This is a genomic window from Arthrobacter sp. L77, assembly GCF_000816565.1.
GTDB classification, from domain to species: Bacteria; Actinomycetota; Actinomycetes; order Actinomycetales; family Micrococcaceae; genus Arthrobacter_D; species Arthrobacter_D antioxidans.
This window is the reverse complement of sequence record NZ_JWSU01000005.1, coordinates 356,385-368,008: the sequence shown is the minus strand read 5'-3', so window position 1 is coordinate 368,008 and position 11,624 is coordinate 356,385. Positions and strand designations below refer to the sequence as shown.

At 70.3% G+C, this 11,624-nt stretch carries 11 protein-coding genes; 4 read left to right on the top strand and 7 right to left on the bottom strand.

What is annotated here, in order from left to right; genetic code table 11:
* The first annotated feature begins 112 nt into the window (after positions 1–112).
* Positions 113–1,414, top strand: coding sequence for a cation:proton antiporter (locus RY94_RS09745; RefSeq protein ID WP_043444446.1), 1,302 nt, complete (start codon positions 113–115; stop codon positions 1,412–1,414).
* A gap of 10 nt (positions 1,415–1,424) precedes the next feature.
* Here RY94_RS09745 and RY94_RS09740 read toward each other — a convergent pair whose 3' ends face one another.
* Positions 1,425–2,612 (bottom strand): benzoate/H(+) symporter BenE family transporter, encoded by a 1,188-nt coding sequence (locus RY94_RS09740; RefSeq protein ID WP_043444445.1) that lies wholly within the window; start codon positions 2,610–2,612, stop codon positions 1,425–1,427.
* A gap of 78 nt (positions 2,613–2,690) precedes the next feature.
* On the opposite strand from RY94_RS09740, the gene RY94_RS09735 reads away from it, so the two are divergent.
* Entirely contained in the window at positions 2,691–3,245 is a 555-nt protein-coding gene (locus RY94_RS09735; protein WP_043444443.1) for a helix-turn-helix domain-containing protein, read from the top strand.
* Between the two features lie 11 nt (positions 3,246–3,256).
* Here RY94_RS09735 and RY94_RS17865 read toward each other — a convergent pair whose 3' ends face one another.
* Genes RY94_RS17865 through eat form a run of 6 tightly spaced genes read right to left on the bottom strand, consistent with a single transcriptional unit; the run spans position 3,257 to position 9,299 of the window.
* Positions 3,257–3,415: a hypothetical protein gene (locus tag RY94_RS17865; protein ID WP_156135118.1), complete on the bottom strand. Its 159-nt coding sequence runs from the start codon at positions 3,413–3,415 to the stop codon at positions 3,257–3,259.
* A 45-nt stretch (positions 3,416–3,460) separates the two neighbouring features.
* Positions 3,461–4,258, bottom strand: coding sequence for a 3-oxoacyl-ACP reductase (locus tag RY94_RS09730; RefSeq protein WP_052274207.1), 798 nt, complete (start codon positions 4,256–4,258; stop codon positions 3,461–3,463).
* 28 nt (positions 4,259–4,286) lie between these two features.
* On the bottom strand, positions 4,287–5,669 hold the full coding sequence (locus RY94_RS09725; protein WP_043444441.1) for an aldehyde dehydrogenase family protein: 1,383 nt from the start codon (positions 5,667–5,669) through the stop codon (positions 4,287–4,289).
* Entirely contained in the window at positions 5,666–6,436 is a 771-nt protein-coding gene (locus RY94_RS09720; RefSeq protein ID WP_043444439.1) for a gamma-glutamyl-gamma-aminobutyrate hydrolase family protein, read from the bottom strand. Before RY94_RS09720 ends, RY94_RS09725 begins: the two co-directional genes overlap by 4 nt.
* A 6-nt stretch (positions 6,437–6,442) precedes the next feature.
* Entirely contained in the window at positions 6,443–7,816 is a 1,374-nt protein-coding gene (locus RY94_RS09715; RefSeq protein WP_043444437.1) for a glutamine synthetase family protein, read from the bottom strand.
* Positions 7,817–7,865: 49 nt separating this feature from the next.
* Positions 7,866–9,299 (bottom strand): ethanolamine permease, encoded by a 1,434-nt coding sequence (gene eat / locus RY94_RS09710; protein ID WP_043444436.1) that lies wholly within the window; start codon positions 9,297–9,299, stop codon positions 7,866–7,868.
* Between the two features lie 195 nt (positions 9,300–9,494).
* Between eat and RY94_RS09705 the strand changes: the two genes are divergently transcribed.
* Positions 9,495–10,286, top strand: coding sequence for a FadR/GntR family transcriptional regulator (locus RY94_RS09705; protein ID WP_082046231.1), 792 nt, complete (start codon positions 9,495–9,497; stop codon positions 10,284–10,286).
* 205 nt (positions 10,287–10,491) lie between these two features.
* The gene (locus tag RY94_RS09700; protein ID WP_043444434.1) at positions 10,492–11,481 is read left to right on the top strand and encodes an LLM class flavin-dependent oxidoreductase; all 990 of its coding nucleotides are present in this window, start codon (positions 10,492–10,494) and stop codon (positions 11,479–11,481) included.
* Positions 11,482–11,624 lie beyond the last annotated feature (143 nt).

Genomic DNA, 11,624 nt, shown 5'->3' with positions numbered 1-11,624 from the left:
CTGCCGACCGGGCCCCGTGACCGGGCATGCGGGCTCCGGCGGCACCCCGGCCTGCCCTACTCTTGGCTCGGGGCCTGAGCATCAGGTCGCAGCGAAACGGAAGAGGTTGCACGTGTTCGAGGCTCCAAGCATCATGTTCGCGGCTGCGGGACTGGCCGTGTTCGCGGCTGCCCTCCTGCCGCGCCTGCTCAGGCGCGCCCCGGTGTCCATGCCCATGGTCTTCCTCGCCGCCGGCATCCTCATCTTCACGTTCGCCAAGGACCTCCCGGACCCCGACCCCATGAAGTACAGCGATGTGACCATCCACCTCAGCGAGGTCTGCGTCATCATCTCGCTCATGGGCGCCGGACTGGCCCTGGACCGCAAGGTCGGCTGGCGTCGGTGGTCCACCACCTGGCGGCTCCTCGGCATCGCGATGCCCCTGTGCATCCTCGGACTGACGCTCATGGGGATGTGGGTCCTCGGGCTCGGCCTCGCATCGGCCCTCCTGGTCGCCGCCGCCCTGGCGCCGACCGATCCCGTCCTCGCCTCCGAGGTCCAGGTGGGCGAGCCGTCGGAGTCGGAAGAGGATCTGGACGCCGAGGACGAGGTTCGGTTCGGGCTGACCTCGGAAGCAGGACTGAACGACGGGCTCGCGTTCCCCTTCGTCTACCTCGCCATCCTGCTCAGCACCGTGGGGCTCGCTCCGTCGGCCTGGTTCCCGGAGTGGATCCTCCTCGACGTGCTGTGGCGCATCATCATCGGCTGCGCGTTCGGCGTCGGGATCGGCATGCTGCTCGGTCGCATCTTCTTCCGGTCACCCATCAAGAGCGTCCGCCTGGCCAACCACTCCGAGGGCTTCGTCGCACTGGCCGCCACCTTCCTGACCTACGGACTGACCGAGGCGGTCGAGGGGTACGGCTTCATCGCCGTGTTCGTGTGTGCCGTCACCATCCGCGCCGGGGAGCAGACCCACGGCTACCACGGGGTCCTGCACAGCTACATCGAGCAGCTCGAGCGCCTGCTGACGGTCGTCGTGCTCGTCCTGCTCGGTGGTGCCGTGGCACGTGGACTCTTCGAGGGCCTCCGCCCGCTCGAAGTCGTCGTCGCCGCCGTGTTCATCCTCCTCATCCGGCCCGTCACCGGGTGGATCAGCCTGGCCCGCGGGAAGACCGGCCCGCGGGAGCGCCGCACCCTCGCCTTCTTCGGCGTGCGCGGCATCGGGTCCATCTACTACCTCAGCTACGCGCTGTCGAAGGGCGAGTTCGCGGCCGACGAGTCCACCCTGTGGCGGATCGGCGCGCTGGTGATCGTGATGTCCATCGTGGTGCACGGCATCACCGCGGCGCCGGTCATCAACTCGCTGGACCGTGCCCGGCAGCGCAAGGCCCGCGCCGAGGGCAACGAGGCGCAGGCGCCGAACACGCCCGTCTAGCCGTTCCCGGTCAGGCCGGCCGTCCCCGCTCGATGGCGGCCCGCACCGCGAGCCCGCCGAGGAGCGCCCAGAAGGCCCCGCCGATCCCGAGGACCGACAGGCCGGACGCCGCGAGGAGGAACGTCACGGCGCCGCTCATGCGACCCGTCGCATCGCGGAAGGACGCCGTCACCGCCGTCGCCATGGTGCCGATGAGGGCGAGCCCGGCCACCGCCTCCACGAGCCCGGCGGGTGCGGCGCCCACGACGACGACGAGCGCGCCCGAGCAGCCGGCGAGCACCAGGTAGGACAGCCCCGCCGTGAGTGCCGCGATCCACCGGCGGTCGCGGTCCTCACCCGCCCCCTCGCCGGCGGACAGTGCGGCCGACAGGGCTGCGAGGTTGACCGCGTGTCCGCCGAAGGGCGCGACGACCGCGGTCCCCGCTCCCGTGACGGCCAGGGCGGACCGCCAGGGGGCCTCATAGCCGAAGGACGAGAGCACGGCCACGCCCGGGAGGTTCTGCGACGCCATGGTGACCATATAGAGCGGCAGGGCGATGCCGATGACGGCGGCCGGCTCGATGGCCGGGACGGTGAACGCCACGGACGGCACCAGGGACGAGGACTCGATCGCCGTGCCCGCGAGGCCGAGCTGGACGCCGATCACGGCGAGGGCCGCGACGAGCGCGAGGGGGACCGACCACTTCGGGGCGACGGCCGATGCTGCGAGCCAGACGAGGATCACGGGGAGCACCAGGTGCGGGATGGTGCCGATCGACTGGAACGGCGCCAGGCACAGGGGGAGCAGCACGCCCGCGAGCATCGCCTGCGCGAGGTGCGGCGGGATGCGGGCCACCAGCCGGCCCAGCCACGGCACCGCCGCGGTCAGCGCGATGAGGACGCCGGTGACCAGGAAGGCGCCGACTGCCGCGGGCCAGCCGCCGGACGGGATGCTGGCACCGGCGAGCAGCGCGGCCCCCGGGGTGGACCACGAGAGCGTGACGGGGATGCGGTAGCGCAGCGACAGCAGGACGATCCCGAGGCCCACGACGACGGTCAGCGCCAGCAGGCCCGAGGCGGCCTGGTCCTCGGACGCCCCCGTGGCCCGCAGGCCGGCGAGCACGACGGCGAACGACGACGTGAAGCCCACCAGGGCCGTGACGATGCCGGCGAGGACGGGTTCGTGCAGGCCGGGCCGGACGGAGGATCTGGTGTGCACCGGGGGACTCCTGTCGGATGGGCCGTCGCGCCGCCCACACTCGTTCTGTATACGGAACGGCCAGCGTAGGATGCAGGGATGCCCGAGGACAAACCGGACCGCAATGCGTCGCTCCGCTCCGCCGTCGCCCGCAGGATCACACGCCTGCGCCAGGACCGAGGGCTCTCCCTCAGTGCCCTCGCCCTGCAGGCCGGCATCGGGAAGGGCACGCTGTCCGAGCTGGAGGCGGGAACCCGGAATCCCACCCTCGAGACGCTCTACGCGCTCGCAGGCCCCCTGGGGGTGCCGCTCACCGGACTCGTGGGGGACGGGACGGGGCGCGGTGTCACCGACGGCGTCGTGGAGGCGCGGCTGCTCACGGTCCGCACGCACGGCGACGGCGGCACCACCGAGGTCTTCTGGCTCACCATCGCCTCGACGGGGACGCGCGTGTCACCGGCGCACGGGCCGGGAACGGTGGAGCACTTCCGCGTGGTGCGGGGCAGCGCACGCGTGGGTGTGCTCGGCGCCGAGCAGGACGCGGGAGCCGGCGACACGCTGTCCTGGCGCGGGGATGCAGTGCACTCCTACGCGTCGACGGACGGGGTCGCGGAAGGGGTCCTGACCATCGAGACGCCGGCGCCCCGAGGCTGATCAGGTGCCGGTCAGGCGTTGCGTCGCTGCTCGAGCCGGCGCTGGATGTCCTCGAGCTCGTCGCTGAGGACCTGCAGGCGGGCGGAGTTCTGCTCCACCGCGAGTTCGCGGACGAGGAGGTCCTGGCGCTCGCGGAGCGCGGCTTCGGAGGTCGGGAGGTCGCTGGGCATGGGCCCAGTCAAGCAGATCCGGCGCGGGCGTGGGGCCGAACGGCGTCACAGGGGCGTGACGTAGGCGCCGGCGATGCCGCCGTCGACCATGAACTGGCTCGCCGTGATGAAGGACGAGTCGTCCGAGGCCAGGAAGGCGACGGCGGCAGCCAGTTCGTCGGGTTCGGCGAAGCGCCCGAGCGGGACATGGACGAGCCGACGCCGGGCCTGTTCCGCGTCGCTCGCGAAGAGCTCCTGCAGCAGGGGCGTGTTCACGGGTCCCGGGCAGAGCGCGTTCACCCGGATCCCCTGCCGGGCGAACTGCACCCCCAGCTCACGGCTCATGGACAGCACGCCGCCCTTGGACGCGGAGTAGGAGATCTGGGACGTGGCGGCGCCGAGGACCGCCACGAAGGAGGCCGTGTTGATGATGGACCCGCGTCCCTGCGCCTGCATGTAAGGCAGGACGTGCTTGCAGCAGTAGTACACGCTCGTCAGGTTCACCTCCTGGACACGGCGCCAGGCATCGATCCCCGTGTCGAGGATGGAGGAGTCGTCGTCGGGCGAGATCCCTGCGTTGTTGAAGGCGATGTCGATGGAGCCGTAGGTCGCGACGGCGAACGCGTACATGGCCCGGACGTCGTCCTCGCTGGTGACGTCGGCGCGGATGAAGCTGCCGCCGAACTGCTCCGCCAGCCCCTCCCCGACGGCGTCCGGACAGATGTCCCCGATCACCACGTGCGCTCCCTCGTGGGCGAGGCGCCGGGCCGTGGCCAGGCCGATCCCCGAGGCGCCCCCCGTGATGACCGCCGTCCGCCCCTGGAGGCGGTTGGTCACGAGTCCGTTGTAGGGCAGGGCTGTCATGGCACTCCTCATGGTCGATGGACGCCTGTCAGGCGTCGGTGGAAAGGAAGACGTTCTTGGTCTCGCTGAACGCGTCGAGGGCCTGGGGGCCCAGTTCGCGGCCGAGGCCGGACTGCTTGAAGCCCCCGAAGGGGGTGGAGTACCGGACGGAGGAGTGCGAGTTCACGGAGAGGTTCCCGGCGTCGATGGCCCGTGAGACGCGGAGCGCACGGCCGACGTCACGGGTCCAGATGGACCCGGACAGGCCGTAGGCCGAGTCGTTGGCGATCCGCACGGCATCCGCTTCGTCCTCGAACGGCACCACGCAGACCACCGGGCCGAAGATCTCGTCGGTGAAGGCAGCGGATCGCGGATCCGACGGCGTGATGACGGTGGGCGGGAACCAGAAGCCGGGTCCGGCGGGGGCGGAGCCCTGGAAGGCCACGTCGGCCACGGCCTCCCCGTCCGCGGCGTACACGAATCGCGCCACGGAGTCGCGCTGGGCGGCCGAGATCAGCGGACCCATGTGCGTGTCCTCCCGGCTCGGATCACCCACCCGGACGGACTGCACCGCGGCTCCGAGCATGCCCAGGACGTCGTCGTAGACGGACCTCTGGACGAGCACCCGGGACCGGGCGCAGCAGTCCTGCCCGGCATTGTCGAAAGCGCCGTCCGGCACGGCGGCGGCGGCTTTGTCCAGGTCCGCATCGGCGAAGATGACGTTGGCGCTCTTCCCCCCGAGCTCGAGGGTCACGCGCTTGACCTGGTCCGCGCAGCCCGCCATGATCTGCTTGCCCACGCCGGTGGAACCCGTGAAGACGACCTTGCGCACCAGGGGGTGGGTGACGAAACGGGCTCCGACGACGGAACCCTTGCCCGGCAGGACCGTGAAGACGCCCTCCGGGATCCCGGCCTGCAGGGCGAGCTCACCGAGCCGTATCGCCGTCAGGGGAGTGAGCTCGGCCGGTTTCAGGACCACCGTGTTGCCGGCGGCGAGCGCCGGCGCGAACCCCCAGGCGGCGATGGGCATGGGGAAGTTCCACGGCACGATGATGCCGACGACGCCGAGCGGTTCGTGGAACGTGACGTTCACCCCACCCGCGACGGGGATCTGCTGCCCGCTATGGCGTTCGGGGGCTGCGGAGTAATACGTCAGGACGTCACGCACGTTGCCGGCCTCCCAGCGTGCGTTCCCGATCGTGTGGCCGGCGTTGGCGACCTCGAGTGCTGCGAGCGCCTCGATCTCCGCGTCGACGGCCGCCGCGAAGCGCCGCAGCAGCAGTGCGCGGTCCGCCGGGGACACCCGCCGCCAGGCGGGGAAGGCGTCGGCCGCCCGCAGGATCGCGGCATCGGTGTCCTCGAGTCCTGCCATGGCGACCGTGCCGATGGCTTCCTCCGTCGCAGGGTCGAGGATCTGGTGGGTGGAGCTCATGACGCTGTCCTTTCCGGGGCGCTGCGGTGGAGTGCGTAGGTGCGGGCAGCGTCGACGAAGCCGCCGAACAGGCGCCTGTCCTGCCCGTTCTCCTCGGGGTGGAACTGGACGCCGAGGGTCCAGCCGGCAGGGCCTCCGGCCGCCGCTTCGACGACCTCCACCGTCCCGTCGGCGGCCAGGGCCGTCACGCACAGCCCGTCGGCGATCCTGTCCAGGCCCTGGTGGTGGTAGCACGGGCTCGACGCCCGCTTGCCCAGCAGCTGCCGGGCGATGGAGCCGGGTTCGGTGGTGAAGTCGACGCTGCCGAAGACACCCGGCGCCGGCTGGTACAGCGCCGCATCCTTCCGCACCTCGGGCAGGTGCTGGTGCAGCGTACCGCCGAGGGCGACGTTGAGGATCTGCGCCCCCCGGCAGATCGCGAAGAGGGGCATGCCCGCGGCCAGCGCCGCCCGCGTCAGGGCGAGGTCGTGGTCGTCGCGCTCCGGCTGGGCCACCGTGGCCGGATGCGGGGCGGCGCCGTAGTGCACGGGGTCCACGTCCACCCCGCCGATGACGATCAGACCGTCGAGGACGCCGACGACGCCCGGGTCGGTGCCCACGGGCGGCAGCAGGAGGGGGGTTCCGCCGGCGTCCACCACGGCGCGCACGTAGGCGCCCGGGACGATGGCCGCGGTGCCGTCCCAGACGCCCCAGGCGGCGGACTGCCAGTAGGTGGTGAGGCCGACCCGGGGCCGGTAGGTACCCTGCGCGGGCTCGGTCGTCACCATGACGTCCTAGTGTCGTTCAAACCCGCGCCGCACTTCCCAGTCCGTCACGGCCGCGTTGAACTGTGCCAGCTCGACGTCGGCGTAGTGGGTGTAATGCTCCACCACCTCGTCGCCGAAGACCTCCCGCGCGATCGCGGAGCCGGCGAAGAGGTCGCGCGCCTCCTTCATCGTGGCGGGCACGTGCTCGGCGTCGGACAGGTAGGCGTTGCCGTCCATCCGTGGGGGCAGCTCCAGTTCGTTCTCGACGCCGTACAGGCCGCCGGCGAGCATCGCGGCCAGCGCCAGGTAGGGGTTCGCATCCGCGCCCGGGAGCCGGTTCTCCAGGCGGGCGGAGGAGCCGTGGCCCACGAGGCGGACGGAACAGGTCCGGTTGTCCAGTCCCCAGGCCACCGCGGTCGGCGCGAAGGAGCCTTCGGCGAAGCGCTTGTAGGAATTGATGTTGGGTGCGTAGAAGAGCGTGAACTCGCGCATGGTGGCGAGGACCCCCGCGATGAAGTGGTCGTAGAGCGGGGTGCGCTGGTTCCCGGCCTCGTCCCAGAACACGAGTCCGCCGTCCTCGCTCCGGAGGGACATGTGGATGTGGCAGGAGGAGCCCTCCCGCTGGTTCGGCTTGGCCATGAAGGTCACCGACTGCCCGCGCTGCGACGCCATCTCCTTCGCCGACAGTTTGTAGACACTGTGGTTGTCGGCCGTCACGACGACGTCGTCGTACTTGAACGCGATCTCGTGCTGGCCGAAGTTGCACTCGCCCTTGGCCGATTCGACGATCATGCCCGCCTGGTACATCGCGTTGCGGATGTCCCGCAGCAGCGGTTCGACGCGCAGGGACCCCAGGATCGAGTAGTCGACGTTGTACTGGTTGGCCGGGACGAGATCGCGGTAGTGCTTGAGGCCGGCATCCTCGAACGAGTCGTTGTAGATGATGAACTCGAGCTCCGTCCCCGAGAACGCCCGCAGGCCCCGGGCCGCGGCCCGCGCAGCTTGGGCCTTGAGAATGCTGCGCGGGGCCACCTCGACCGGCCCGCCGCTGGTGAAGGACAGGTCCGACTGGATCATGACCGTGCCCTCCCGATAGGGCAGGCGCCGGATGGTGTCGAGGTCCAGGTCGAACACCATGTCCCCGTACCCGGTCTCCCAGCTCGACATCGCATAGCCGTCCACGGTGTTCATGTCGGTGTCCACGGCCAGCAGATAGTTGCACCCCTCCGTGCCGTGACCGAGGACGGTGTCGAGGAAGAACCGGCCGTGGATCACCTTGCCCTGCAGTCTGCCCTGCATGTCGGTGAACGCGAGGACCACCGAGTCGATCTCACCCGCCTGGATGGCCGAGGTGAGCTGGTCGACGGTGAGCATGCGTTCGCTGCGGGGATGCGGGTCCATGAGCTTCCTTCTGTCGTTTCGGTGTCGTCACAGGTGGGGTGCGATCGGGTCAGGCCAGGTCCTGCTCCTCCTTCTCCAGCAGGGCGAATTCCTCCTCCGGGGCGCTCGCCACCAGGTGGTGGCGGCTGTAGAACCAGAAGTAGGCGATCGCACTGAGGAAGATGGCGGCGGTGATGGAGGCGGCGAGGATGTCGACGAAGAAGGTGGCCAGCAGGGCGACGACCGCGAGGACGAGGGCGATGCCCGTGGTGACCACGCCGCCCGGCGTGCGGTAGCCCCGCTCGAGCCCGGGTTCCCTGAACCTCAGGAAGATGTGCGAGAGGTTCAGCAGGACGTAGGACACGGTGGCGCCGAAGACGGCGATGTTGATGAGCAGCCCGCCGTTACCGGTCAGGGCGGCGAGCAGGAAGCCGATGGTGCCGGGGACGAGCAGCGCCACCCAGGGCGTATGGCGCTTCGAGGTGAGGGAGAGGACGCGCGGGAGGTAGCCGGCCCTCGAGAGAGCGAAGAGTTGCCGTGAGTAGGCGTAGACGATCGAGAAGAAGCTCGCGACGAGGCCGGCGAGTCCCGCGTAGTTGACGAAGTCGGCGAGGAAGGAGTCCCCGCCCGCCGCAGCCCGCAGCGCCTCCGGGAGTGGGGAGTCCGACTGGCCCATCGCCTGGGCGCCTGCTGCCCCCGGCACCAGGAACAGCATGAGTGCGCCGAAGACCAGGAGCAGCAGCATGGCGACGATGATGCCGCGGGGCATGTCCCGTTTCGGGTCGTTGGATTCCTCGGCGGCGAGGGGGACGCCCTCGACGGCCAGGAAGAACCAGATCCCGAACACCAGCGCGGCGAGGACGCCGGAGAACCCGTAGGGCAGGAAGGCCGACGCTCCGGCCGATCCGTCGGGGACGATGTCGAAGAGGTTGGCGGTCTCGAAATGCGGCAGGAGTCCGACGACGGTCACCACCAGGGCGATGACGGCGATCACGGTGATGCCGAACATCAGCTTGAGTGCCTCGCCGACGCCCCAGAGGTGGATCCCGATGAACACCACATAGGTGACCAGGTAGACCGGCCAGGAGTTGGTGATGCCGAAGAGTCCGAGCGCCTCGATGTAGCCACCGATGAACGTGGCGATCGCAGCCGGCGCGACCGCGTATTCGATGAGCACCGCCATGCCCGTGGCGAAGCCTCCGAGCGGACCGAGGGCGCGGCGGGCGAACCCGTAGCCGGCGCCTGCCGTCGGCAGCATCGATGACATCTCGGCGAGGCCGAAGACCATGCAGGTGTACATGATGCCCATCAGGATGAAGGCGATGAGCAGGCCGCCCCAACCGCCTTCGGCGAGACCGAGGTTCCAGCCGGAGAAGTCCCCGGAGATGACGTAGGCGACCCCGAGCCCCGCCAGCAGGACCCAGCCTGCGGCCCCGCTCTTGAGTTTCCGGTGCTTGTGGTACTGGTCGTCGACGGCGGTGTAATCGATGTTCCTGTGTGCCACGTGTACCCCTTGGTTGGACGGCCGGATGGAGGACGGGTAGGGCAGGCCTTGTCGGTGGAGCAGGTTCTCGCCGACAACATTGGACTGAAATCAGTCCAATGAGTGCCCCCATGCTCGTCCCCCCGGTCCGAATCGTCAAGAGGTCGGCCGGTCGGCCGGGAGGGGCGGCACCCGGCCGGTGCGTATGCTGTGGGCATGGACGATCCGGGGGACCCTGCTTTCCGGCTCATCCAGCCGGCACGCAGGGGAAACGCGTTCGAGGAGACGGTCGAACGGCTCCTGCATGCCATCAAGCTGGGGGTCTTCCCCGCCGGGTCACGGCTTCCGCCGGAGCGGTACCTCGCCGAGCACCTGGGCGTCTCGCGGTCCACCCTGCGCGACGGACTTGCCGACCTGCAGACCGCGGGCTACCTCACCGTCCAGCGCGGCCGCTACGGGGGCGCCACCGTGAGTGCATCGCTGCCGACCCGGGGCGGCAGTCCTGCCGTCCTGCGACGTGCCGAGGTGGAGGACGTCCTCGCCTTCCGTGCCGTCGTCGAGCCCGGCGCAGCCCGCCTCGCCGCTGAGCTGGTGTGCACGGAGGAGTCGCGCCGTAGCCTCCTCGGAGCACTGGAGGCGGTGGCTGGGGCGGACGCGGCCCGGTACCGCCCCCTCGACGCCCGGCTGCATCTTGCCATCGCCGAGGCGGCGGGGTCCCCGTCGCTGGCGCTCGCCGTGGCTCAGGCGCGGTCCCGCACCAACGACATGCTCGACCGCATCCCCTTCCTGGCCGTGAACATCAACCATTCCAACCGGCAGCACGCTGCCATCGTGAAGGCGGTACTGGGTGGCAATCCGGAGCGCGCGCAGGCCGAGATGACCGCCCACCTCGAGGGCACCGCCGCCCTCCTGCGGGGGTTCCTCCTCGACGAGGCGCAGGACGAGGCGCAGGACGAGGCCCAGGACGAGGCCCAGGACGGGGCCCAGGACGAGGCGGCGGGGGCGTAGCGCCGTCCGGGCAGGCCCGGCAGTCCCCGTAGTCCCGGCAGGCGCCGTGGGTTCCGCCGTGGCGCCCCTCGCCGCAGCGTGAGGAGAACCACGTCCACCGGCGCACGGCACCCGGACGATCGGGAAATAGATGTGTGCAGGCAACCGTTCCTTCAAGAGGTCCGCGACACACCCCGCCGTGGTTCCCGAATCGGAAGGTGCATCCATGACTGTCCCCCTGTCCATCCTGGATCTCGCGCAGGTCGCCGAAGGCTCCACGCCGGCGGAGACCTTCGCCTCGAGCGTCTCGCTCGCCCAGCAGGCCGAGCGGTGGGGATACCGCCGGATCTGGTACGCGGAGCACCACAACATGGGCACCATCGCGTCCTCGGCCACGAGCGTGCTCATCGCCCACGTCGCCGCGCACACGTCCACCATCCGTCTCGGCTCCGGCGGTGTGATGCTCCCCAACCACTCGCCGCTCACCATCGCCGAGCAGTTCGGCACCCTCGAGAGCCTGCACCCGGGCCGGATCGACCTCGGCCTCGGTCGTGCCCCCGGCAGCGACCAGGTGACGGCCCGCGCCCTGCGCCGCGATCCCATGGCCGCGGACAGCTTCCCCCAGGACGTCCAGGAACTGCAGGGCTACCTGAGCGGGGAGAGCCGTGTGCCCGGTGTGCAGGCGACCCCGGGCAAGGGCACCCATGTGCCGCTGTACATCCTCGGGTCCTCGCTGTTCGGTGCGCGGCTCGCTGCGGCCCTCGGCCTGCCCTTCGCCTTCGCCTCGCACTTCGCCCCGCAGGCACTTCAGGACGCCGCCGCCATCTACCGCCGGGAGTTCACGCCGTCCGCGCAGTCCTCGGAGCCGCACTTCATCGCCGGCGTGAACGTCATCGCCGCGGACAGCGCCAACGACGCCCACCACGAGTTCCACGAGGGCATGCTGCGCCGCGTGAGCCTGCTCCTGGGGCGCGGGCAGACCTTCACGCGGGAGGAGTCCGAGGCCATCCTCGCGTCGCCGAGCGGTCAGCAGATGGCCGGGATGGCGCGGTACAGCGCCGTCGGCACGCCCGACGTCGTCCGCGACTACCTGGAGCAGTTCGCCGAACGGTTCGGGGCCGACGAGCTCATCGTCGCGACCCAGGCGGAGAGCACCGAGGCATGGCTGCGCTCCTTCGAACTGCTGGCCGACGCGATGCTCCCGATCGCGGCGTAAGGATAGCCGATCAAAGAACTTTGGCTTCCTGCTTGCCATTACCCTCCAACGTTTGGTTAAGTGGGTGTCGGTTGTAGTGTTGCGCATTTGTATTTCACGCGGTCCGACCCTCACGGGACGGATCGTGTCTCTGAAAAAGCGGA